This is a genomic window from Rhizobium sp. Root1212 (genome assembly GCF_001424985.1).
GTDB lineage: Bacteria > Pseudomonadota > Alphaproteobacteria > Rhizobiales > Rhizobiaceae > Pararhizobium.
Map to the genome: position 1 here is coordinate 1 of NZ_LMDA01000006.1, position 23157 is coordinate 23157.

At 61.7% G+C, this 23157-nt stretch carries 19 protein-coding genes and 1 riboswitch; of the genes, 3 read left to right on the forward strand and 16 right to left on the reverse strand.

Annotation, left to right across the window (positions count from 1 at the left end):
* Positions 1–188: hypothetical protein (locus ASC86_RS26385; RefSeq protein ID WP_210170355.1), on the forward strand; the 188-nt coding region annotated here is incomplete at its 5' end.
* Here the strand turns inward: ASC86_RS26385 and ASC86_RS09390 are convergent.
* The 12 genes from ASC86_RS09390 to ASC86_RS09440 form a co-directional block, all read right to left on the reverse strand.
* Positions 178–576 carry a hypothetical protein gene (locus ASC86_RS09390; protein ID WP_056319641.1) on the reverse strand — a complete coding sequence of 133 codons (399 nt, stop codon included), beginning with the start codon at positions 574–576 and terminating at the stop codon, positions 178–180. The genes ASC86_RS26385 and ASC86_RS09390 overlap by 11 nt on opposite strands.
* A 100-nt stretch (positions 577–676) precedes the next feature.
* Entirely contained in the window at positions 677–4018 is a 3342-nt protein-coding gene (locus tag ASC86_RS09395; protein ID WP_056319646.1) for a M10 family metallopeptidase C-terminal domain-containing protein, read from the reverse strand.
* Positions 4019–4214: 196 nt separating this feature from the next.
* Positions 4215–4469, reverse strand: a complete 255-nt coding sequence (locus ASC86_RS25650) for a hypothetical protein (protein WP_156386967.1) — start codon at positions 4467–4469, stop codon at positions 4215–4217.
* Positions 4470–4499: 30 nt separating this feature from the next.
* Positions 4500–5555: a response regulator gene (locus tag ASC86_RS09400; RefSeq protein ID WP_056319650.1), complete on the reverse strand. Its 1056-nt coding sequence runs from the start codon at positions 5553–5555 to the stop codon at positions 4500–4502.
* Positions 5556–5563: 8 nt separating this feature from the next.
* Entirely contained in the window at positions 5564–6130 is a 567-nt protein-coding gene (locus tag ASC86_RS09405; RefSeq protein WP_056319652.1) for a chemotaxis protein CheB, read from the reverse strand.
* Positions 6127–6966 (reverse strand): CheR family methyltransferase, encoded by an 840-nt coding sequence (locus ASC86_RS09410; protein ID WP_056319877.1) that lies wholly within the window; start codon positions 6964–6966, stop codon positions 6127–6129. The genes ASC86_RS09405 and ASC86_RS09410 overlap by 4 nt, the downstream gene beginning before the upstream one ends.
* A complete protein-coding gene (locus tag ASC86_RS09415; protein WP_056319655.1) occupies positions 6963–10403 on the reverse strand; it encodes a response regulator in 3441 nt (1146 codons plus the stop codon). Before ASC86_RS09415 ends, ASC86_RS09410 begins: the two co-directional genes overlap by 4 nt.
* Before the next feature lie 285 nt (positions 10404–10688).
* Complete coding sequence (locus ASC86_RS09420; protein WP_056319658.1) at positions 10689–10964, reverse strand: hypothetical protein; 276 nt, start codon at positions 10962–10964, stop codon at positions 10689–10691.
* 236 nt (positions 10965–11200) lie between these two features.
* On the reverse strand, positions 11201–12160 hold the full coding sequence (locus ASC86_RS09425; RefSeq protein ID WP_082510001.1) for a magnesium transporter CorA family protein: 960 nt from the start codon (positions 12158–12160) through the stop codon (positions 11201–11203).
* 194 nt (positions 12161–12354) lie between these two features.
* Positions 12355–13659 (reverse strand): divalent metal cation transporter, encoded by a 1305-nt coding sequence (locus ASC86_RS09430; RefSeq protein ID WP_056319664.1) that lies wholly within the window; start codon positions 13657–13659, stop codon positions 12355–12357.
* Positions 13660–13887: 228 nt separating this feature from the next.
* Positions 13888–14571 (reverse strand): 5,6-dimethylbenzimidazole synthase, encoded by a 684-nt coding sequence (bluB, locus tag ASC86_RS09435; RefSeq protein ID WP_056319668.1) that lies wholly within the window; start codon positions 14569–14571, stop codon positions 13888–13890.
* A gap of 42 nt (positions 14572–14613) precedes the next feature.
* Positions 14614–14798, reverse strand: a riboswitch (cobalamin riboswitch).
* A gap of 108 nt (positions 14799–14906) precedes the next feature.
* Positions 14907–15959 (reverse strand): LacI family DNA-binding transcriptional regulator, encoded by a 1053-nt coding sequence (locus ASC86_RS09440; protein ID WP_056319672.1) that lies wholly within the window; start codon positions 15957–15959, stop codon positions 14907–14909.
* Between the two features lie 104 nt (positions 15960–16063).
* Here ASC86_RS09440 and ASC86_RS09445 point away from each other — a divergent pair, with 104 nt between their 5' ends.
* Complete coding sequence (locus ASC86_RS09445; RefSeq protein ID WP_056319674.1) at positions 16064–16900, forward strand: phytanoyl-CoA dioxygenase family protein; 837 nt, start codon at positions 16064–16066, stop codon at positions 16898–16900.
* 177 nt (positions 16901–17077) lie between these two features.
* Here ASC86_RS09445 and ASC86_RS09450 read toward each other — a convergent pair whose 3' ends face one another.
* Genes ASC86_RS09450 through ASC86_RS09465 form a run of 4 tightly spaced genes read right to left on the reverse strand, consistent with a single transcriptional unit; the run spans position 17078 to position 21685 of the window.
* Complete coding sequence (locus tag ASC86_RS09450; RefSeq protein WP_056319677.1) at positions 17078–18208, reverse strand: FAD-binding oxidoreductase; 1131 nt, start codon at positions 18206–18208, stop codon at positions 17078–17080.
* Between the two features lie 44 nt (positions 18209–18252).
* On the reverse strand, positions 18253–19260 hold the full coding sequence (locus ASC86_RS09455) for a Gfo/Idh/MocA family oxidoreductase (RefSeq protein WP_056319679.1): 1008 nt from the start codon (positions 19258–19260) through the stop codon (positions 18253–18255).
* A 19-nt stretch (positions 19261–19279) separates the two neighbouring features.
* Positions 19280–20788 carry an amino acid ABC transporter permease/ATP-binding protein gene (locus ASC86_RS26885; protein WP_056319682.1) on the reverse strand — a complete coding sequence of 503 codons (1509 nt, stop codon included), beginning with the start codon at positions 20786–20788 and terminating at the stop codon, positions 19280–19282.
* 60 nt (positions 20789–20848) lie between these two features.
* Positions 20849–21685, reverse strand: coding sequence for an ABC transporter substrate-binding protein (locus tag ASC86_RS09465; protein WP_056319684.1), 837 nt, complete (start codon positions 21683–21685; stop codon positions 20849–20851).
* Between the two features lie 225 nt (positions 21686–21910).
* Here ASC86_RS09465 and ASC86_RS09470 point away from each other — a divergent pair, with 225 nt between their 5' ends.
* On the forward strand, positions 21911–22981 hold the full coding sequence (locus ASC86_RS09470) for a LacI family DNA-binding transcriptional regulator (protein ID WP_056319687.1): 1071 nt from the start codon (positions 21911–21913) through the stop codon (positions 22979–22981).
* Positions 22982–23157: the final 176 nt, after the last annotated feature.

Sequence of the window (23157 nt, forward strand, 5' to 3'; positions counted from 1 at the left end):
CATCCCCGCATTTCCTAAGAAACTTCAGAGCGAGTTCGTCGGTCGCCAGCAGCGCCGCCGCCCTCGTTGGTGAGCGGGTTATAGTCCCCCACCAACGAAATAGTCAACAGGGTTTTTCAGAAAAAATCGAAAATAAGTTTTTGGCGCCGACGATCGGGCCGCCGGGGTCACTGCGGCTCAATACGTGACCGTGTTGAGTGTGACGTTTACCGGTGAACCCAGCTTGAGCGGTGCGCTGCCCCGCGCCACCAGCCAGCCATCCGCGCGCTCCAGGCGCACAACGATCCGCAGTGCCGGCGAAACGGTCGACCCGGCGGGCGAAGCCAAGGAAAAGGCGATCGTCTTTGATCCGCCATCGCTCTTGATACGGGTCTGCGCGGAACGACGCGCTTTGCCTTGGACGGCAGGGTCTTCGAGATAAATTTCGAGATGGCCTTTGGGGATAGCACTCCCGCTCTCGAGCGTGACTGCTCCATGAATGTCTGTCGATTGCGCAGCGGCTGGCGTAGCGACTGCGGCGAATGCCATAGCACCGACAGTCATCGACATTGCACGGCGGCCGAACGGGTATCTCATCACACTCTCCCTGATCGCCCCGCAAGACGATTGCGGCCGCGACTTCCTGCTTGGCTTGCAAAGGGCGATGGGGCGCCAAAGCGCCCCATCTTCTGTCAGATCAGACGATAACGAAGTCGTCCGCCGAGAGTTTCAGATTTTTGCTAAGCTGTGCGAACTGAATGGCCGCAACTTCGCCGCTGCCATCCTCATCGTAGGACAAGGCTCCGCTATCGGTATCGTAGATGATGCGATCGTCGGCATCATGAGCGACACCGGCTGCGCTCCTGTAAAATGCGCCCAAGGCAAGAGCTCCGTTGCCACCCACAGTCTCGAAGATGAGATTGTCCAGCAGGATCGTGTCGTCGGTTACCTTGAAGTCCTTGATCCAGTCGATATTGCCGTTGCCAAGCGCGGTCGAGAAGCGGAATGTGTCCTCTCCCGCACCGCCGGTGAGCGTGTCCGCGGCGAGACCGCCATCCAGCAGGTCGCTGCCGCTGCCGCCGTTGAGCGTATCAGACCCCGCAACACCCGGCTGGGCCGGCTCCGGCGGGAACTCAACCGATACATTCACCTTGTATGTGGAACCTGCCGGCACAGCGGCCGTCCAGCCGTCGCCCGGTGCAGTCGGCGACCAGCTGCCTTCCAGGACATAATAGCTTCCCGTCTCCTGGACGACGAAGACCAGGCTGGAATCCCGGTTGCTCGTGGAGCCGGGATCGCCGCCGCCGTCATCGTTCTGGGCAACGACGTTGCCGTCGCTGTCCAGCAACCTCACCCAGCTGTCGTGCACGTCGGGATCGGCAATTCCGTCAATATCGACGGTAATGACCGTGCCGGCCGCAAGATCGACCTTGTAGTATCCGCCCTGACCGTTTCCGGTCGCGTTGACGGTCGTGTGCAGGGTCGTCGTCGAATCGAAGATATCGGGGTCGCTGACCAGGGAGAAGTTGGTGGAGACGTCGAACGCGGTTGCAATGGAGTTGTTCGTGGCGTCCGGTCCCAGCGTGGCATAGCCGGTTCCCATCCCGGGACGTGGCGGAGCATCACCCTGATAGGCGAAGTCGCCAAGCAGGGTGTCATCGCCGCGGCCACCGTCGAGCACATCGTTTCCGCCCTGCCCGGTCAACACATTGGCCGCGCCATTGCCGGTCAGATGATCGTTGAAGCCCGACCCGGCGAGATTTTCGATCGAGATATAGGTATCGCCGGCAGACTTGCCGCCGGTGAGACTGAGCCTGACGGCACTCGTTGCGTCCGCATAGTCTGCCGTGTCGCTGCCGGCGCCGCCATTCAAGCGATCGGCCCCGCGGCCGCCGGTCAGAATGTCGTCGCCGGCACCGCCGGAAAGTTCATTGGCCAGCGCATTGCCGATGAGATGATCGTCAAAGGATGAACCGACGGCATTTTCAAAACCGACAAGTATATCGTGCCGGATGACGGAGCCCCGGCCGACGATTTGCACCGGACCGTCGCCATCACCACCATTGGCCGTGCCATTGGCCAGATCGATTGTGACGCCGCCGGAGCTGCCCGCATAGACCACCGTGTCGATGCCGGCGCCGCCATCCAGATAATCCTGGCCGGCGCCGCCGATGATCGTGTCGTTGCCGGCCTCGCCATAGAGGATGTCGCCATCGTTTCCGCCATCCAGGATGTCGTTGCCGCCGCCCCCGTTGAAATAATCGCCGCCGCCCTGGCCCCAGAAATGATTTGCGGCGGACGTACCGATAAAGCGGTCGATGCGATCATCCGAACCGATGAGGTTTTCGATGCTGTAGAAGGTGTCTCCCGAGGCCGTGCCGCCGCTGGCGACGTTCGTGGCGAGGTTGACGAGCAACTGGAAAGGGCTTTCCTTGCTGTAGTCGACCGTATCTACGCCTGAGCCGCCCCTGAAGATATCGATCCCATCCTGGCCGCTCAGCGTATCGTCGCCGGCGCCGCCATCGAGGATATCGTTGCCCTGGCCACCCAGAATCGTGTCGTTGCCGGCGCCGCCATAAAGCGTGTCGTTGCCGTCATCGCTTTCGGTCTGGTCTTCAAGATCGGCGACATCGATCGTGTTGTTGATGTCGCGACTGGCAAGCGAGTCGCGCCCGCCGATGATCAGGTCGTCACCGCCTTGGCCGAAGATCGTGTCGTCGCCAGCGCCGCCGTCGAGCGTGTTGTTGCCGTTATCGCCGAAAATGATGCTGGTCATGGTGTTGTCGCCGAAGATCGGCGGCAGGTCGTTGCCGCCATTACCCGGCTGGAGCGTCGACTGGTCGGCATAGATAATGTGCTCGACATTGGCGATCTTGCGGATATGCAGGTTTCGGGACAGGAGGACGACCGTGTCGTTGCCGCCATTGGCGTTCTCGCGCACGATGTCGTCGATTGAATCGACGAAGTAGATATCGTCGCCGCCATTGCCAGCCATACGATCGCCGCCAAAACGGCCGTCAAGGACGTTGTTGCCGTCGTTGCCGATCAGGATGTCGTTGTACCGGCTGCCGATGCCATTCTCGATATAGTAGTCGCTCCCGTCGGCATTGTGCCCGGCGAAGATCGACACGTTGTTGCTATGGCCGTTGACACTGGAAAACTGCCCGGCGCGCAGGTCGAGAATGGTGCCGGCCGTGGAGCCGGAGAAGTCCAGCGTGTCCGTGCCACCGGTGTCATGGATCACGAAGCCGATATCATGCTGCATGCCCGACGTTGTGAACCGATATCCTTCCTGCGTGGCTCCGAAACCGTAGACATTGTCGCCGGTATTGAGGTCGATGTGCTGATAGGTGCGCACACCGTTGTCGTCGACGGTCGAGAAAAAGCGGCGGATGACGGCCTCGATGTCGGCCATCAGTGGCGTCGTTGCCGACCAGCGGCTGGTTTCGCCGACATCGATACCATCGAAATAGGACATGACGCTGTATTGCTGGCGATCATAGGTCCAGGTCGCATTGTTCAGGTAGTTGATCTGCACGCCGCCGGGACCGCTGTAGTTGTAAAGGCCCGGATGGTTCAGGCCAAATTCATGGCCGAATTCATGGATGAAGGAATCGAAGACATAGCCGCCGACATCGGTCTTGTTCGGTTCGGTGTCATGGAAGCGTTGGCCGATGCTGACATAACGGTTGGCCGAATAGGCGCTGCCGTCGTCCTCCTCACCGAGCTCGGGGCTGACCACTTCAATCCAGTCTTTTGTACCGTCGAACGGCGCATCATCGACGATCTCGAATTTCAGAGGCGTGACGGACGCCCACATTTCGAGCGCGCCGATCGCGGCAGCCTTGTATTCCGGGTGGTCGTTGAGTTCGGAAACGTTGATCCTGAGCGTTCCCGCGGCGATCTCCGGCGTCAGGCTGCGGGGCAGCGCTCCGAGATAGTCGAGAAAGGACCCGTAGTCCTCGCTCTTGCCGTAAGGATTGTCCGGGGTCTGGTCGTTGACCCACCATTCGTTGCTGGTCTGGCTTGGATTCGGCATTGTGAAGTTCCTCGCTGACGATTGTGAGCAGGCACGGCTACACCGTTCTGCAGCTACCAATTCCTACAGGCATCGCGTGCGTCTGCCTGTCAGCCCCATCATCCCGTCAAGGAATGTAGTCAGGATCGCCAGTTTTCCAGCCCTAAAAAAACAGGGGTAATGCCGCCTCCGGCGGGCAATTCTCTATCGCGCCGCGTCAAGCGTCCGCAGGATGCCGATCAATTGCAGCGCCATCTCGCGAATTTCGGTGATATGCGGCTGCCCTGTCCATCAATGCCGGGGTCTCGCGCGCGGGTCGCATGGCGCGCGATAGCAGCCGCTCGGCCAGCTTGCCAACGGTTATCGCCTCGTCGCGATCGTCGGCGATTTCACGACCGGCCAGCGCCAAAATCTCTTTTGGAAACCGGAAAGCATCGTCGTCACGACTGCATCCACATCCAGCCAGAGCCAAAATTCCGCTCCGACACACACGCCAACACCGCTAATCCGCAAGCTTTTCAAGGGGTATCGCTATCGATATCGCCAGCCCGTCGCCTCGCCATTCGCGAACAAGCGAACCATCAAGCCCTTGCAGTGCGGCCCTCTCCAGAGTTGTGCCGAAGCCTTCCCTTGTTTCACCCTCTTTCGAAGGGGCACCCCCCTCCTCAAACCATTGAAGATGCAGCATGTCGTCGCTCGAAGATATGTTCACGACAAGACGCCCGACGGTCGAAGAAAGCGCGCCGTACTTTGCCGCGTTGGTCGTCAGTTCGTGAAGCAGAAGAGCAAGGGACGTCAAGGCACGTCCTTTGACCGGAGCATCTCCCCCGGTAATTGAAAAACGCGGACCCTCGCTATTTTCATGCGGCGCCATGAGCGCTCCGAGCAGGGTCGAGACCATTGTTGCGTTTTGTCCAACGTCTTCTCTGTCCAGCTCCGGCAGGGTCAGTTCATGGGCGCGCGCCAATGCATTCATCCGTGAGCGGAGATTACCAACGAGGTCGCTGACACTGCTGGCCGACTTGGCGCTTAAGGAAATCAGGCCGGCCGTCAGGCCGAACAGATTCTTGATCCGGTGATTGATTTCCCGAAGCAGGATATCCTTATGACGCGCCGCTTCCTGTAGCGCCGCGGCCTGCTTGGCGAGTTCGTCGCGTTGCTCCGCCAGTTGCTGGCGCTGCCGATAGAGTTCGAAGAACACGTCCACCTTGCTGCGCAGGATGCAAGGCTCGATCGGTTTCTGAATGAAATCGACGGCGCCGGCCTCGTATCCCTGGAACCGGCGCTGGCCGTCGGCGCTTCCGGCCGTGACGAAGATGATCGGAATCCGCCGGGTCCGCTCGTTGCCGCGCATGAGTTCGGCCAGTTCGAAACCGTTGAGGCCCGGCATCTGCACATCCACGAGGGCAAGAGCAACGTCGTGCTGCAGCAGCAACTCCAGCGCCTCGTCACCCGAGCGGGCCTTGAGGATCAGCAGGTCGTCGCGCCGAAGCAAGGCCTCGAGGGAGATGAGGTTTTCTTCCAGATCGTCGACCAGAATGAACGGTACCGGCTTCATGATGTGTCTCAAACCTCTTTCAAATAATCGGCGATGGCCAGGAGCGGCATGACGCGCGCGTCCGGGCACATGTCGAGCGCTGCTTCCGGCATCGCCGATGCGAACGCACCGTCCGGGTCCTGGACGATCACGATGCCGCCGGCCTCGGCGACCGCGCGTAGGCCACGCGCGCCGTCCTGATTGGCGCCGGTGAGAACGATTGCGATCAGTTCCGGACCGTAGGCATCGGCTGCGCTTTCGAACAGGACGTCGATCGATGGACGGGAGAAAAGAACTGGCTCATCATTGGAAAGCGAAAGGCTTCTGTCGGCCTCGATGAGCAGATGATAGTCCGGCGGGGCGAAGTAGACGGTGCCCCCGGCAAGCGGCTCCTTGTCCTCCGCTTCGCGAACGGCGAGCTGGCATTTGGCCTGGAAAAGTTCGGCCATGATGCTCCGCCTGCCGGAAGGGACATGGACGACGACGACGATCGGCAGATCGAAACCCGCGGGAAGCGACGGCAGAATCGCCGAAAGCGCCTCGACCGCCCCGGCCGATGCACCGATGATCACGGCTTTGGTTTGAGTTCGCCTCATTCCACCCGCCTCTGATAGATCTTCTCTTCGCGGACGAAATCCGTGAATGCCCCGGCATGGCGGGAAAACCGCAGGCTTTCCTTCGAGCCCAGCCCCAGAAATCCCCTGCGCGCCAGGGAGTCCCTGAAAAGACCCAGCGCCCGATCCTGAAGCTCGCGGTCGAAGTAGATCATCACGTTGCGGCAGGAGATGAGATGCATCTCGCCGAAGACGGCGTCGGTGACGAGGCTGTGATCGGAAAAGACCACGTTGCGACGCAGGGTCTTGTCGAAGGACGCCCGGCCATAGGCCGCCTGATAATAGTCGGAAAGCGAGGATTTTCCGCCGGATTTTCGATGATTTTCCGTGAAGAGCTGCAGGCGATCCAGCGGGAATATGCCCGCCTCGGCAGACTGCAACGCCTCGTGATTGATATCCGTGGCGTAAAAGATGGTCCGGTCCTCAAGGCCTTCCTCGCGAAACAGGATGACGAGCGAGTACAGCTCCTCCCCGCTGCTGCAGCCGGCAACCCACACCTTGAGGGAGGGATAGGTGCGCAGATGCGGCACGACCTTCTCGCGGATGGTCCTGAAGTAGCTGGGGTCGCGAAACATCTCGCTGACCTGAACGGTCAGGTACCGCAAAAGAAGAGGCAGCATGTCCGCATCATGCAGCAGCGTCTCCTGCAGCGCGGAAAACGTCGCAAATCCAAGCTGCGTGCGGGCCTGTCTCAGGCGGCGTTTGATGGAGGCCATCGCATAGTTGCGGAAATCATAGTGATACTTGAGAAAAAGCGCCTCCAGCAGAAGGCGGATCTCGATGTCCTCTATCTTTTCCGATCGCGCTGGCTCGCTCATTTCGGCATCCACACGCGCACGAGCGAAAGCAGCTTTTCCACGTCGAGGGGCTTGGCCATATAGTCGTTCGCGCCCGCATCGATGCAACGTTTCTGGTCGTCGGGCATCGCCTTTGCCGTCAACGTGATGATCGGCAGCTTCTTCCAGGCCGGATTGCGCCGGATCTCCCGCGTCGCGCTCAGTCCGTCCATGACGGGCATCATCACGTCCATGAGCACGAGATCGATGGGCACACCCGTGTCGGCCGCGGCCTTCTCCAGCACCGCCAGCGCTTCGCGGCCGTTTCGCGCGATCTCGACGATCGCGCCGCGCGGCTCGAGGATGTTGCTGAGGGCATAGACGTTGCGAACATCGTCCTCGACCACAAGGATACGCCGCCCTTCGAGCAGCGCGTCCCTGTGCCTGGCCTTGCGGATCATTTTCTGCTGCTCGTCGGGAAGTTCGGAAATGACCTGGTGCAGGAAGAGGCTCACCTCGTCGAGCAGGCGCTCCGGTGACTTGGCGCCCTTGATGATGATGGACTTCGAATAGCGCCGCAACTGCTGCTCGTCGCTCGCCGAAAGTTCGCGACCGGTATAGACGATAACCGGCGGGAAGGCATAGCCGCTCTCCTGGCTGAGGGTCTCCAGCAGCGAATAGCCCGAGGCGTCCGGCAGCGAGAGGTCGAGCACCATGCAGTCGAACGGGTTCTCCCGCAGGAGATCGAGACATTCGGCGGCCGTGCTGGCGGTGATCGTCGTGACGCCCTGGGTTCCCAGCAGCTTTGCGACGGCCTCGCGCTGCACGGGATCGTCCTCGACGATCAGGACACGATGGACTTTCTGGGAAAGCCGCGCCTCCAGCTTCTGGAGAACCTCGACAAGCTGCTCGCGATTGACGGGCTTGACGGCGTAGCCTGCCGCACCGAGCGAATAGGCGGTTTTGGTATGGTCGCTGCCGGACACCACGTGAACGGGTATGTGGCGCGTCTGAACATCGTGTTTCAGCCGGTCGAGAACGGCAAGGCCCGACTCGTCCGGCAGGCCGATATCGAGCACGATGGCGCTCGGCAAGAAGTCCTTGGCGAGAGACAGGGCTTCCTCGGCAGTGCTGGCCACGATCGTCTGGAAGCCCATCTCGCGCGACAGGTCGCGCACGATGGATGCGAAAGCGGAGTCGTCCTCGATCACCAGGAGAACACGTTTCGAATCGTTCAGTGCATTGCGATCGTCCTCGACCTTGCGGGACGGTCGAGAAGGTGCCGTCCGCGCCGGCTCGGCAGCCACGTCCACGGCCATAGCAGCGGCGGGCGCGTTTGTCTGCCGGTCGCGGGGCGCGACGTTCGACGGATCGTATCTTTCCGGCAGCGTGACGGTAAAGGTGCTTCCCCGCCCCGTCTGGCTTTCGAGCGAAATCGTTCCGCCGAGCAGGCGCACGAGTTCGCGAGAGATCGAAAGGCCAAGGCCTGTGCCGCCGTAGCGCCGGCTGATCGTCCCGTCCGCCTGGTGAAACGCTTCGAAGATGCTCTGCTGCTGCTCTTTCGCGATACCGATGCCGGTGTCGGAGACGTTAAAGGCGATCGTCCCGTTTTGTGCCGGGGCTATCACAAGATCGACCTTTCCGGCCTCGGTGAACTTGACGGCATTGGACAGCAGGTTCTTCAGAACCTGTTCGAGCCGCTGCGCATCGGTCTCCATGGTGGCCGGGCAATCGGGGGCGATCTCGACGGAGAAATCGAGCTTCTTGTCGGCCGCCAGAGGCTGGGCGACCTGTCGAAGATTGTTGACCAGCCTGTCCAGCCTGACGGTTTCGGGGCGGATTTCGACATGGCCGGCTTCGATCTTCGACAGATCGAGAATGTCGTTGATAAGGTTCAGGAGATCGTTACCGGAGGACTGGATCGTCCTGGCGAACTTGACCTGCTCGTCGGTGAGGTTGTCGTCGGGATTGTCCGCCAGAAGCTTGGCGAGGATCAGCGACGAGTTGAGCGGTGTGCGCAGCTCATGCGACATATTGGCGAGGAAGTCGGACTTATACTGGCTCGCCTGTTCCAGTTCGCGGGCCTTGAGCTGGACCGCCGCATTGACCCGTTCCAGGTCGTCGCGCTGCGCCTCCAGCTGTTGGGCCTGTTCTTCCAGCTGCGCATTTGTCTGCTCGAGCTCGACCTGCTGCTGCTCGAGGCGAACCTGAGACTCCTTCAGCGCGCGGCTCTGCTCCTCCAGCTCCTCATTCGAAACCCGCAGCTCCTCACTTTGGGTCTGCAACTCCTCGGATTGCCTTTGGGTCTCCTCCAGCAGGTTCTGCAGCTCGCTGCGATAAACCGCCGAGCGGACGGCGATGGCAATGGCACCGGAGGCGCGCTCCACGAGCTCGACGACGTGATCGTCGATCGGACGGAGGAAACCAAGTTCGATGACGGAATTGACAGCTCCGTCTGCGACGCCGGGAAGGATGGCGAGATGCGTCGGCTTGTGGCGGCCGAGCGCGGAACCGAAGGCGAGGTAACCGTCGGGAACGTCGTCCACCAGGATCGACCGGCCCTCTTCAGCCGCCTGGCCGAGCAGGCCTTCACGCCGTTTGAACCGCAGCGGAACCTGCGCGCCTTCGGGCACGCCGTAGACGGAGACGCGCTGATAGCCGTCGCCGTCGGCTGCGTAGACCGCCCCTGCGGCGGCGCCGACATAGCGCGCCAGAAAATCGAGAATACTATTGCCGAGTTGCTCAAGCGATTGGTCGCCCATCATGGCGGACGCCAGCCCGACCTCTCCCGACTGCAACCAGTCGCTGCGGCGACGCGCCAGAGTGGCCCGCCGGGCAAGAAACGCAATCGTCGCCGTCAGCACAATGCCGAGAGCGGCCGAGAGAACGGCGCTGACAAAAGCCCTTTGTTGCGCATCCGCCATTTCGGTAAGCCGGAGCGCACGAACCTCGCCTTCCGCTTGCGCCATGGCGGCGATTTGCGCGCGGATCGAGTCCATCTCGATTTTTCCGCGATCAGAGCCGACGACCTTCAGGGCCGCCTCGAATCCCTGGCTTCGCCGAAGCTCGATCGTGGTGCCGAGTTCGGAGAGCTTGGCTTCGACATGCTGCCTCAGCAACGTCAACCGTTGAGCCTGTCCGGGATTGCCGGCCGTGCGCCGGGCGATATCGTCCAGCCTGTCCGGAATCGCCCGAAGGGCCGTTTCGTAGGGAGCGAGATAGCTCTCCGCGCCTGTGAGCAGGAAGCCGCGCTGACCGGTCTCGGCATCCTGCACCTGCGACAGCAGCTCATCCAGGCTGACAATGGCGACATGGGTCTGGACAACTTTCTCATTCCCGACCCGCAGGGCCTGCAGATTGAGATAGGCGACCAAACCACTGACGACAAAAAAGACGATGGCGCCGGCAAGACCAAGAGCAACTCCGGGATCGAGACCGAGCGCGCGCGTCGAGAGTTTGGACATTTCCGTTCGGTTCATCGGCTCAGGTTCCAGGATGGCAAGGCAAAGGCACGTCGTACGGCACCAAAGTACCGCTTCAGACATTTTGGGACGGCTGGCAACCCTTGGTATAGGAACTTGCGAACGCCAAGGCGATAGGCGACAGCCGGCAATCCAAACATTCCATCGCCGCCAAGGGCGGTTTCCTTACAGAAAGACCGTTCGCAAATACCTCCGGCGGCCGCGAAGGAGACCCTCGGGGCCTGCGCGCTGGTCAAGGCATTCGTCATTTGGGGGAATACGGATCGCTTCGCGATCCCATGCTCAATGGGCGGCAAAGCAATCGCCTTCGGCATCGCAACGCAAGAGCGAAAGCCGCATCGGCCGCCATCGCGGCGCGCCCCACGCCAAGTCCCGAGCGTCCGGCAATAGCAGCAAAGACTGCCCCCGCGCCCTGTCGGCCCGGTCGGCATGCCAGAGGAAATGCACCTCATTCACCGCATCACGCAGCATCCTGACAACGTCAGGCAACTCGCAGCCGGTTCGGATGAGGCCGGAAGCAAGCAATTTCAGGTCGGTCGCGACAAGCGTCGTCGTCATGCGGAATAAGCCCCAATTCCGTTGCTAAACGCGCGACGCCAACGCTTGTTCCAAAAAAAAACGATTTTTATATGGGGGAGCGATCGCATGTCGCCGGCGCTGAACGGATTCGGCGGTTCCGATGCAGCCGAATTCCTAACCAGGACCGTGATGCCGCGTTCAGCGCGAGAATTACCGCAAGCCTTCGCAGGTCTGACGTTTTTCCCGACACAAGATCAGGTATTCCCAGATCGAGACTAAAACCAGCCCTTGAGTTTGAACCAGATCAAGGGAACGACGGTGCTGAGGATTATCGCGGCCCAGGCATAGGGGTAGCCCCAGGGCCAGCCGTATTCAGGCATGAACTTGAAGTTCATGCCGTAAATCCCCGCGACCAGCGTAGGGGGAATGCCGGCGATAGAGACAATCGTCAGGACCTTGATCACATCGTTCTGGACGATGCCGATCAGCCCGACGAGAGCATCGAGAACGAACTGGACCTTGTTTGCGAGCTGTTCTTCGTACTCGGCCAGCGAATGGATGTCCTGATGCAAGCTGGCGATGGCGGACTTCGGCGCTTGTGCCAACCCGCCGCCGCAGTTTTGCTCGGTATAGGCCACGACGCGTGCCAAGCCCTGTATGCCGTCTCGAACTTCAGAGAGCCTGTCACCGAGCCGGCCAACCTGGCGAAGTTGCACCCGCAGAAGTCTGTTCGAACGAGCCGTATGCCGGCCGCGCGTATCGTCGGCATGAAATGTGTCGACGGCGAGAGCATTCAGTTCCCCGGCCAAATGTTCGAGGATGTCTGCGACGCGGTCCACGATCTCTTCACAGAGAAGAACAAAGACATCGAGGCTCGATTTCGGCGTTTCCCGACCGGACGTGAATTTGTCCGCAACAGCATCGAAGGTCGCCAGTGCCATGAATCGAACCGTGATCAACCGATCGCGCGACAGGACAAATCCCAACGGCGGCGTCACCTGACTTTGTTCAGGATGCATCGCGGCGGACGGTGTGCTCATATACAGGACGCCGTGTTCGTTCCTGAGGCGACGCGAAGCCTGGATTTCGCTGAGCGCTCCCATGGATGGGAGCATCGCGCCGGTCATTTTTTCGATTTGCGCAACCTCGTCGGCGCTGGGATCAAAAACGTCTATCCATAGCGGCGGTGTGGTCCCTGCTGTTTGATCGCTACCGGCCGGATAGAAACGCAGCATCGTCAATCACTCCCAAACAAATCTCGCCATCATCGATATCGACGCCAATAAGACCGGAGGCATCTTCGCGGCTGCCTTCGCCGAGTGTCCTGGGAGCACGCATACATGAATATATAGGCGCGGAGCTGGCGCCATGTACGATTGGACATCGTATAAGGGCAACAACCAACGCGAAAGCGGCTTACGGGTCGACTTCACAGAAACGATGTCCAGATCATACCGGCAACCGCGGCCATCATGACGGTCGTCGCCAGCCAACCGATCCATTGCAAGGGGCCGCCGATGGTGTTCGTGCCCATGATGTCGGCTCGCCGGGTCATGAGCATCATCGTCACCATGACAGGACACGAAACGACGCCGTTGATCACGGCGCTCCAGTAGAGCGCCTTGATCGGATCGATCGGAGAGAAGTCCACCGCCGTTCCCACGAGCGTCGCGAGTGTAATGGTCGCATAGAAGGCTTTTGCCTCCATCGGCTGACGCGCCAGGCCGATCGGCCATTTGCGCGACTCGCCCAAGGCGTAGGCCGCCGACCCTGCGAGAACCGGGATCGCCAAAAGCCCCGTGCCGATGATGCCGAGCGCGAAGATGGTGAAGGCGAAGCGGCCGGCTACGGGTCTGAGCGCCTCCGCCGCCTGGCTCGACGTCTGGATGTCGACCGTGCCGGCGGCATGCAGCGTGGCAGCGGTCGTGACCATGATCGCCAGGGCGACGAGGCTGGAAAAGCCCATGCCGACATAGGTATCGACGCGGATGCGGGCGAAGGCCCGTTTGCTTTGTTCGGGCGCATCGACCAGCGCCTCGCGCCTGGGCATGGCGTTTTCGTCCTCGACTTCCTGCGATGCCTGCCAGAAGAAAAGGTAGGGGCTGATCGTCGTGCCAAGGATCGCGACAACGGTCGTCCAGAAGGCCGTCTCGTTCGAAAACGTCGGAATGAACAGCCCGCTGGCCAGTTCGCCGAAAGGGACCTTCACGAACATGACGGTCCCGAAATAGGCGAAGAGCGAAAAGGTCAGCCATTTCAGGACGGAAACGTAGCGGGTGTATTGCAGGAATATCTGGAGACAGGCGCTGACGACGGCGAAGAACACGACGTAGATCGCCGTTTGACCGCCGATGAGGAGGCCGACGGCATCGCCCATGGCGCCGAGGTCCGCGCCGATATTGATGATGTTGGCGATGAACAGGAGAACGACGATGGCCGGCAGCAGCCATGCCGGATAGTGCTTGCCAAGATTGGACGCTATTCCATGCCCCGTTGTACGGCCGATCCGGGCGCTGATTTCCTGGATCGCCGCCATCAGCGGGTAGCTGAAAAGTATCGTCCAGAGAATGCTGAAGCCGAACCGCGCCCCGGCCTGCGAATAGGTCGCGATGCCGCTCGGATCGTCGTCGGCTGCTCCCGTGATCAGACCGGGGCCGAGAACATCGAGCAGGCGCGGCATCGAGGCGCCCGCTACCGGGTCCGGGTTTTCGGAATCATTGACCTCGGGCATCATCGGCTCTCCCGCCGTCTGTTTCTTGCCACCGGTGGATCGAGCCTGAATCCAGGGAATTGAAGACCGCGGCCAGTCAGGGGTGCGCCAGAGCGTAAACGAACTGCGGGCAGGAAAGTTCAGGTCGTCGCGAATGCGAGCGGATATCCACGCAATGCCTGCTCCTTCATCATGCGTGCGAGGGGTGAAATCTATTCCAGCTGAGCATCGTAGATACTTTCCTGGAGAAACCTATCGCCGGCCCCAGCCGTCGCGAAAAATAAGCTCTTCGAGTGGAAGCCGTTGCCGCCAGCCTTTCACGGCAAGTTCCGGCTGGGTGTAAAGCTGATCGACATAGCCGACGCAAAGCCATGCCACGATCGCGACATGGTCTGGAACGGAGAGGATCGCCTTGACCTCCGTTTCATGGAAAATGCTGACCCATCCCACGCCGATGCCTTCCGCCCGCGCCGCAAGCCAGAAATTCTGCACGGCGCAGACGGTGGAGTAGAAATCCATTTTCGGATTGTGCGTCCGCCCCAGCACCACCTCGCCGCCCCGCGTCGGATCGCAGGTGATGCAGACACCAAGGGGTGCCTTGAGGATGCCTTCGAGCTTGAGCGCCTGGTAGGTTTTCCGGCGCTCGCCCTCGAACATTTCCACTGCCTCGCGGTTGGCCCTGTCGAACGCTTCCCAGACACGTCTTCGAACCGTGGCCTCTTCAACAACGATGAAATTCCACGGCTGCATGAAGCCGACGGAAGGTGCGTTGTGCGCCGCAGTCAAAAGCCGCATCAGCACATCCTCCGGCACCGGATCGGGCCGGAACTGATCGCGGACATCGCGGCGGGTCAAGATCGCACGATAGACGGCATCGCGCTCGTCATCGGAAAAGGCAGACGCGCTTTCGAGCGCATCTCCATGGAAGGGTCGCATCGTCAAATCCCCAACAACGCAACCGTCCCGCCGTCCGCGCGGGATCAGTCTATGGTGTCGGGCCGGTCTTCTGACTCGGCTTCATCCGCCCGCCACAGCCTTCCCGGCCGGAGCCAGTGGCGTTGTTTGCAGCAGGCGTCGGCCTCACAGCGTTGGGCACGTTCCGGTCTTCCACCGAATTCCCGATTCTCCCGCCCATGGCGGGCACCCGACAAGCGTTTTTGCCCGTTTTTTGCTGGTGGTTCAAGCCAGGCGCTGAAATTCCCGGAAGGCCGACCGCTGTTCAGCGAGAAGCGCCGCACGCAGGACCGCCTCCGAGCCGATTGTGACACACCCTAATTCACGATGCCGCCTGCTGGTGGGGGGCCGCAAGAACGCCTCGACACAAGAGAGCAGGCGATTTTGTGGGCCGGTTTTACCTCTCCGGATGGTTTCTGGAACTGGCGAATTGCCCAGGCGCCCATTGCGCGGTGAGGTAGGTCGAGCGTCGTCAACTGCGGCTTCATATGGCGCGCGACCTCGTCGTCGTCATATCCGACAACGGAAATATCATCCGGGATGGAAAGGCCCGCATCGCGGATCGCGTTGAAACAGCCGGTCGCCATCTTGTCGTTCTGGCAGAAGATAGCCGTCGGGCCATCGGCCAGGGACAACAGCTTCTGGGTCGCCTCGTAGCCGGAACTCGGCGTCCAGTTGCCTTCGACGACAAAGCGGTCGTCATAAGGCAATCCCGCCTTCGCCAACGCTTTCCTGTAGCCGCTCAAGCGATCCTGCGCGGCCTCCATAAAGCTTTCACCGACAATGGTTGCAATGCGCCGATGGCCAAGATCGATCAGGATAGACGTCGCCGCCTTCCCACCGTTGATCTCGTCGGGAACCACGGAAGGAAAGCGCTCATCGCCCGTGTAACAGTTGAGAAGGACAAGCGGCACCGGCAGACTGTCGAAGATCGCATCGAGCGCCACGCGGCGCGTGAAGATCGACATATACACGATGCCCTGTGCGCCGGCCCGCAGCAGACGCTCAAGGGCACGCTTTTCCTGCTCCACCCGCCCCTGCGTCTGGGCGACGAGAATGGTGACCTCTTCCTCCCAGGATTCCTGGCGCGCGCCTTCGATGGCATTCACCGCCTCCGGCGTCGTCGCAAGCTGATCGACGATGAAACCGATACAGCCGCCGCGAAGCTCTTCCATCGCCGCCCGGCGGATGGGGCTGCCTGTTCCATAACCGAGCGATCGCGCAGCCTCGAGAACACGCGAGCGTAAATCCGCGGAAATCTTGATGTCCGTAACGCTGTTGAGAACGAAGGAGACCGTGGCTTGTGAGCAACCCGCAAGCTTCGCCACGTCCATCATCGTCACGCGCTTGATCGTCTTGCGGCCGCCCATGCACCCCTCCGTCGGTGCGTTTTTAACCGAACTAAAAATATTGGTCTATTGACTAATAATTATTAGTTGCCGTAGCCTCGACGCATTCCGGAGGAGGAAGAGCAATGACTGCACACACGCAATTCGCCTACGATATCGCCGAGCAGACCGCTCAGTTGCATGAGGACGGGATTATTGGACTGAAGAGCGCCTTCAGCCCCGAATGGGCGGATGAGATGCGCGAAGACATGATGACAGCATTCTGGGCGGCGATCCAAAGACCCGGCGGCGCCGTGGGACGTGGCCCCCGGCGGTGGTATGTCGAAATTCACCCGCAGGATTTCCGTGGCTTCGTCGATCTCGTGACCCATCCCTGGGTGGTGGATGTCTGCAAGAACGTGCTCGGACCGGATTATCAGATTGTCGAGATCGGCCTCGATGTGCCCTTCCAGGGTGCGAAATACCAGCCCTGGCATCGGGATTTTCCCTCGCCGCCGGATACCTATCGCGACCGCAAGATTACTTCGCTGGCCTTTAACCTCACCGGCGTCGACGTCACCGAGGACATGGGGCCGTTCGAGATCGCACCTGGCACCCAATATGACGACGGTCGCGACTGGAAGCATGAGATGTTTCCCGACAAGGCGCTCTGGAGCCGCTTTCAGGACAGGGCAACACGCAAGTATCCGCGCCGCGGCGACATATCCTGCAGATCGGCTCTGACGGTGCATCGCGGCACCGAACATCAATCGCCGATTGCTCGCCCCGTCATGGTTCTGGGCGTCGATGCGCCGGGTGCCGGTCACGCGGAACTGCACGACATGATGGTGACCAAGGACTGGCACGACGCCCTGCCGGATATCGCCAGAAAGCATCTCGTCTGCCGTGTTGTCGATGAGCTTGTGCCGATCACCCAGAAGCATGACATCGAGGGTCTGGTCATGGGGGCCGACCCGACCTGACGCAAGGGATCGAGTTCAGACGGCTGTAGCCAGCGATCAAGATTGCTGCGGTGGCAATCGCCGGCCATTCGTCGAAGGCGAAAGGCTTCGAACCGAAGTTCCGCATAGCCGCCGTCGAGGGATGAACCTGCCGCCATTTTACGGCAGGTTCAAATCTCAATATCGTCTCGGATCGAGCTAGTTTGAAGAAAAGCGCTCGGGCCTGAAGGTGGCAAGCATCGGATGCTCCCTGCGTGTTGCCACCTCAAACGCCAGCAGTTCGCCCACGATAAGGCCGAGCGTTGCGCCGCTATGGCTGAAGGCGACGTAGTAGCCGGGAACCGCCTTGAGCGCACCGACCACCGGCTCGCCGTCGCCTGGGATAGGCTTGCCGCCGATGCCGATGGAAGCAACTTCAAGCTTCGGATTGCCTTCCATCACCTTCGCCGCCTCTTCCAGCAAGGCATCCACGACGGTCTCGTCGATATCGTAGCTGCCATCGGCGCGTAGTTTTACGCCTTCGTCCGCCGCCCAATCGGCATCCACCGAGAAGGTGCCGCCCGGTGCGGGACGGACTGCGACGCGCGGCGTGTTGAGGACGGCGCGCAGGGGATGGGCAAGCGGCTTGGTCTGCACGAGCAGGGCGATCGGCGTTCCGTCGCCGATCGTCTGACCACTATCCGCCACCATCCGCGGCACGGCAGGCCCGGTGGCAAGCACGACGGCATCCGCGGCGAAACGACCGCCGTTCGCGGTTTCCGCCCCCACGGCACGGCCACCCTCGACGGTGACCCGAGCCGCGCCCTGATCCGTCACCAGCACCCCGCCGAGCGCGGAAAGCTCTTCAAGAAGCACGCCGATCAAAGCCGGTAGGTCGACCCAGCCTTCGCCGGGATTGAAGATCGCGCCCTGCGGCGTGATTGCCCTCGCATCGAGACCAGGTGTGACACCGGCGACGTCGCTCGCCGACAGAAGCTGCGCGTCATAGCCAAGCGAAACCTCGTGGCGATAGGCCGCGTCGATTTCGTTGCGCGCATCGTCGGCGTCCCAGCTCAGGCCGCCGTCGAAACGGAGCCAATCGGCATCGGGATATCGCGCCGAAAGCGTCCGGTAACGGTCGATGCCGGCCATGCGCAGGCGGTGATAGGGTTCCGAGCGCATGCGCGCCGAGTTCAGCCAGGAAAGCGAGCGGCCGGAGGCGCCATTGGCGGGCGGCCCGTCGTTGAGGATGGTGACGCGGATGCCGCGGCGGGCGAGCTGGACGCCCGTGGAAACGCCGAAGATGCCGGCGCCGATGATGACTGCCGAAGATATGGTGTTGTCTGTCATGGGATGTCTTTCAATCGGTTGGTCATGCGGATGAAGGGAGCGGGTCAGGGCTCTTCCCAGCGGCCGGTGACGACGGAGCGGAACAGTGCGTCGATCGCCTTCATGTTGGCGACCGCATCCTCCATCCCCGTTGCGGGTGGTTTGCCGGAAAGAACGGCTTCGGCGAAAGCGTCGGCCTGTTCGCGGTACTGGTCGACCGGCTCGATGGCGATCTCCTCGCGTCCGCCGCCGGCAAGGTCGCGGCCGTCATCGAGGACGAGCACGGTCGGTTCGTCGGCCGGTGCGTTGAAGGGAATGGGGATTTCCAAACGCCCACGCGTTCCGAGCACCGTTACCTTCTGCGTAAGGGCAAGCTGCGTCGAGCAGGTGAAGGCGAGTTGCCGCCCCTCGGGAAAGGCCAGCAGCCCGCTCGTCAGCCGATCCGTGCCGAAGGTCGGGTCGCGTTCAGCCAGAGCGATCGCCCGCAACGGTTCTGCGTCGAACAGGAAACGGGCCGTATTGATGGCGTAGCATCCGACATCGAACAGACCGCCCCCGCCAATATCCGCCTGGTTGCGGACGTTGCCGGGATCATCGAGATAGTAGGTGAAGATCGTCTGGATCGCCCTGACCTCGCCGAGCCGCCCCTCCGCCATCAGCGCACGCGCCTTCTTCCATTGCGGATGATGGCGCACCATGAAGGCCTCCACGACGGGCAGGCCGGCAGCCTTTTGCGCGGCCACCAGCGCCATGGCCTCGGCGGCATCGAGGGCGATAGGCTTCTCGCATAACACCGGCTTGCCGTGTTGCAGCGCCTTTATCGTCAGGGCTACATGGAGATGGTTGGGGAGCGGGTTGTAGATCGCATCGATCTCGGGATCTGCAAGCAGGGCCTCGTAACTGCCGTAGGCCTTGGCTATCCCAAAACGCGCCGCCAATGCCTTCGCCTTGTCAAGATCGCGCGACGCAATCGCCTCGACCCTGCCCAGGCGACTGGACTGGATGGCGGGAATGACGGCCTTGGCGGCAATCCCAGCGCAGCCGAGCACGCCCCATCGTATCGTTGGTGACATTTTTCTCTCCTCGTCCGCTTCAAAGGACTTCCGCGAGGAAGCGCTGAAGACGCGGGCTTTGGGGGTTGTCGAAGATTGCCTCGGGCGTGCCCGCTTCCACCACGCGTCCCTCGTCCATGAACACGACCTGATCGGCAACACGGCGTGCAAAGCCCATTTCATGGGTGACAACGACCATGGTCATGCCGCGCTGGCCGAGATCAGCCATGAGGTTGAGCACGCCCTTGACCAGTTCGGGATCGAGGGCACTCGTGACCTCGTCGAACAGAATGACCTCCGGCTCCATCGCCAGCGCACGCGCAATGGCGACGCGCTGCTGCTGACCGCCGGAAAGACCACCGGGCCGGTGGTGCTGGCGGCTGGCAAGACCGACATCGGCGAGCCGCGCCTTGGCGATGCGCTCGGCCTCGGCCGCTGGCAGGCCCTTGATCTTGGTCAGCGACAGCATGACGTTTTCGAGCGCCGTATGGTCCGGGAACAGGTTGAAGTGCTGGAAGACCATGCCCACCCGGCGCCGCAGGCGCTCCGGCTTCATGGCAAGAATGCTTTCGCCGTCGATGAGGATATCGCCACTCTTGGGCTCGACCAGCCGGTTGATGCCGCGCAGCAGGGTCGACTTGCCCGAACCCGACGGCCCGATGACGCAGGTGACGCTGCCGGGCTTCACCGTGAGATCGACACCCCTGAGCACGTCCAGATCGCCATAGGCCATTCCAAGATTTCGCACATCGAGGCTACCCCCCTTGAAGGTCGCCCCGGAGGCGCGGCCGGCGCCATCGAGTTCGCTGACTTCCTCCAGCCCGCTGGTGATGACCGCCGGGCGCTGCTTGCCGATCCGCAGGCGGTTGTCGATCCCGTTGACGACGTGGGTAAGCGGCACCGTGACGACGAGATAGAAGACGCCGGCAAGGAGGAGCGGTGAAAGATTGCCGGTCACCACCGCCTGGTCCTGGCCAACGCGGAAAATCTCGCGCTCGGAAGCCAGCAGGCCGAGGAAGTAGACGAGGCTCGAATCCTTCACATTGCCGATGAACTGGTTGACGAGGGCCGGCAACACGCGGCGCACGCCCTGCGGCACCACGATCAGCCGCATGCCCTGCCCATAGCTCATGCTGAGCGCCCGGCAGGCTTCCATCTGGCCGCGCTCGACGCTCTGGATGCCCGACCGGAAGATTTCGCCGATATAGGCGCCGGCGATCAGGCTGAGCGCCAGGATGCCGAGCGGATAGGGCGAAGGCCCGAAGAGTTCGCGGCCGAGACGGGCAAAGCCCTGGCCGATGAGGAGAATGGTGACGATAGCGGGCAGGCCGCGAAAGACGTCGGTATAGATGCGGGCCGGGATGCGCAGCCACGCCGAGCGCGAAATGCCCATGATGGCCAGCACCATGCCGATGACGACACCGAGCACCGTCGAAGCGGCGGCGAGGATCAGGGTATTCTTGAGGCCGACCGTGATCATGGTCGGCAGAACTTCGGCCATGGCGTTCCAGTCAAGGAAGCTGCGGCGCAGGTTTTCGAGCCAGTTCATCAGGAGATTCCTTGAAGGAAAGGCCGGTCCGACCGAAAACGGCCGGACCGGAAGGTGGCATCACTGCTTGGGAAGATAGGCGTCCGGCATCGGCGTACCGGGGAACCACTTTTCGTGCAGGGTCTTCCAGGTGCCGTCCTGCATGGCGGCGGCGAGACCCTTGTTCAATGCCTCACGCAGCGCGTCATTGCCCTTGCGGATGACGAAACCGGCCGGTGCGTCGAAGCTCGGAATGTTGATGGCCACCTTCAGCTGCGGGTAGCGAGCCGAATAGTCCTTGGCAGCCTCATAATCGAGGAAGTGCGCATCGACCGTGCCGTTGTTGAGCGCCGAGACGGCGGAGTTGTTGTCCGGGAACTTCACGAGGTCAGCGCCGATGAAGTTCTTCTCGGCATAGATTTCCTGCAGCGTCCCCTGCACGACGCCGAGGCGCTTGCCCTTCAGGCCGGCAGCATCGGTGATGGCGGCGTCCTGTGTCAGCACGGTGAGAAAGCCTGCGAGATAGCCATCCGAGAAATCGACCGTCTGCTTGCGCTTGTCGGTCGTGCCGATCGCGGCGGCCGCGACGTCGAAACGGCTGTTGGCGACCGAGGGCATCAGGGCAGAGAACTCCTGGCCGGTGAAGATCACCTGCTCCTTCTTGAAGCCCATGCGCTCGGCGACATTGAGGAAGAGTTCGATATCGAAACCGGTGAAATTGCCGTCGGCGGTGGTGAAGGCATAGGGCTTGGCATCGCCCATCGTGCCGACGCTGATGACGGCGGGATCGATCAGGCCGAGCGGATTGTCCTCGGCGAGCGCCGGCGTCGCGGCGCCGGCCAGAACACCGAGGGCGACCGCGATGGCGGCGCGGCGCATTCGGGTAAAGGGGGAAGTGAAGGCTTCAGTAAATCGCATTGGCTTCGTCTCCTCTGGTGGTTGTCGTCTGCGATCTTTCAGGGCGCATGGGTCCCACCCGGACGACGGCACGACCCGTTCGTCCGGCCCATGCATTTCGCATTCCGGGATTACTATTTTCAATTTGAGACCGGTATCAATTAAAAAGAGACCGGTCTCTTTGGCTTTCGGCAATTGTTATCGTCGCATTTGCCAGTCGTCAAGTTCTCTTGTAAGGCTAACGTCATGGACCAGAGCCCTTCCCGTTCCTCCGCCACCACGGTTGCCGATGTCGCACGCAAGGCGGGCGTGTCGAAAGCCACCGCAGCGCGCGTGCTGGGGGGCTACGGCACCGTCAGCGACCGGGTGCGGGATGCCGTGACGGTCGCCGCCCGCGCCCTCAACTACCAGCCCAATGAACTCGCCCGCAGCATGACGACAGGCCGCTCCGGAACGATCGGCGTCGTGGTCGGCGATATCGAGAACCCGTTCTTCAGCCTAGCCATGCGGGGGATCACCGATGTTGCCCGAGAGGCCGGCTTCACCGTCATCCTCATCAACTCGGGCGAGGATGCCGACGCTGAAAAGGCTGCGATCCGCACCTTGCTTGCCAAGCGGGTGGATGGCCTGATCGTCTCGCCGGCCAAGGAGAGCGATATCGACCATCTGAGGGAGGCCACCCGTTCCGGCCGGCCGCTCGTGCTGCTCGACCGGGGCAGCGAAACGCTCGACGTCGATACGGTGATCGCCGACGACCGGCATGCCGCCGAGGACATCACACGCCGGCTGATCGCGCTCGGCCACAGCCGCATCGCCTATCTCACCGCCTGCGACACCGCGGATCACCGCTTCCACACGCCGGCCGACATCAATACCGGCTCGGTGCGCCGGCGCATCGAGGGTTTCCTCTGCATCTGCCGGAAAGCCGGCCTGGAGGGTATGGAAGAGTGGGTGCATGTGGGTGCGATCACGCCGGACCACACACACCGCATCGTGACCGCGATGCTTAAATCTCCACAGCGCCCGACGGCAATCATCGCATCGGACAGCGTCATCGGCCTTGAAGTGTTCAAGGTCTGCCGCGAACTCGGCCTCGCCATTCCTGACGACCTGTCCCTGGTGTCGTTCCATGATGCGGACTGGACGTCCGTCACCACGCCGCCCGTAACCGTCGTGCGCCAGCCGGTCTATCGCCTCGGCGAGACGGCGGCGAAACTGCTGGTCGAGCGGCTGAACGGCGACGGCACAGAGGCAAACCGCATCGTCCTGCAAACGGAAGTCATCGAGCGCGCCTCCGTCGCCGGCGCACCCGCGTAGAGTTCGATCATATTCGAAACCAGGTCCGAGCCGCTCAAGCTCTGCCTCCGCCGCATGAACGGCAAGACAAGCCGCCCTTCCTAGGGGAACGGCTTTTCACGCGCGAGTCCAAACGAAATTGACGCATTCGCGCGGGCGCCTTTCGGAAAACTCCGTTCATCCCTTCATAGGGCTCA

Excerpts from the sequence above, each read along its gene's own strand:
- ASC86_RS09390 (WP_056319641.1), bottom strand. The coding sequence starts at position 576 with ATGAGATACCCGTTCGGCCGCCGTGCAATGTCGATGACTGTCGGTGCT.
- ASC86_RS09470 (WP_056319687.1), top strand. The coding sequence starts at position 21,911 with ATGGACCAGAGCCCTTCCCGTTCCTCCGCCACCACGGTTGCCGATGTC.
- ASC86_RS09465 (WP_056319684.1), bottom strand. The coding sequence starts at position 21,685 with ATGCGATTTACTGAAGCCTTCACTTCCCCCTTTACCCGAATGCGCCGC.
- ASC86_RS09450 (WP_056319677.1), bottom strand. The coding sequence starts at position 18,208 with ATGACAGACAACACCATATCTTCGGCAGTCATCATCGGCGCCGGCATC.
- ASC86_RS09440 (WP_056319672.1), bottom strand. The coding sequence starts at position 15,959 with ATGGGCGGCCGCAAGACGATCAAGCGCGTGACGATGATGGACGTGGCG.
- bluB (WP_056319668.1), bottom strand. The coding sequence starts at position 14,571 with ATGCGACCCTTCCATGGAGATGCGCTCGAAAGCGCGTCTGCCTTTTCC.
- ASC86_RS09415 (WP_056319655.1), bottom strand. The coding sequence starts at position 10,403 with ATGAACCGAACGGAAATGTCCAAACTCTCGACGCGCGCGCTCGGTCTC.
- ASC86_RS09430 (WP_056319664.1), bottom strand. The coding sequence starts at position 13,659 with ATGATGCCCGAGGTCAATGATTCCGAAAACCCGGACCCGGTAGCGGGC.
- ASC86_RS09455 (WP_056319679.1), bottom strand. The coding sequence starts at position 19,260 with ATGTCACCAACGATACGATGGGGCGTGCTCGGCTGCGCTGGGATTGCC.
- ASC86_RS09405 (WP_056319652.1), bottom strand. The coding sequence starts at position 6,130 with ATGAGGCGAACTCAAACCAAAGCCGTGATCATCGGTGCATCGGCCGGG.
- ASC86_RS09445 (WP_056319674.1), top strand. The coding sequence starts at position 16,064 with ATGACTGCACACACGCAATTCGCCTACGATATCGCCGAGCAGACCGCT.
- ASC86_RS09400 (WP_056319650.1), bottom strand. The coding sequence starts at position 5,555 with ATGAAGCCGGTACCGTTCATTCTGGTCGACGATCTGGAAGAAAACCTC.
- ASC86_RS26885 (WP_056319682.1), bottom strand. The coding sequence starts at position 20,788 with ATGAACTGGCTCGAAAACCTGCGCCGCAGCTTCCTTGACTGGAACGCC.
- ASC86_RS09425 (WP_082510001.1), bottom strand. The coding sequence starts at position 12,160 with ATGCTGCGTTTCTATCCGGCCGGTAGCGATCAAACAGCAGGGACCACA.
- ASC86_RS09395 (WP_056319646.1), bottom strand. The coding sequence starts at position 4,018 with ATGCCGAATCCAAGCCAGACCAGCAACGAATGGTGGGTCAACGACCAG.
- ASC86_RS09420 (WP_056319658.1), bottom strand. The coding sequence starts at position 10,964 with ATGACGACGACGCTTGTCGCGACCGACCTGAAATTGCTTGCTTCCGGC.
- ASC86_RS09410 (WP_056319877.1), bottom strand. The coding sequence starts at position 6,966 with ATGAGCGAGCCAGCGCGATCGGAAAAGATAGAGGACATCGAGATCCGC.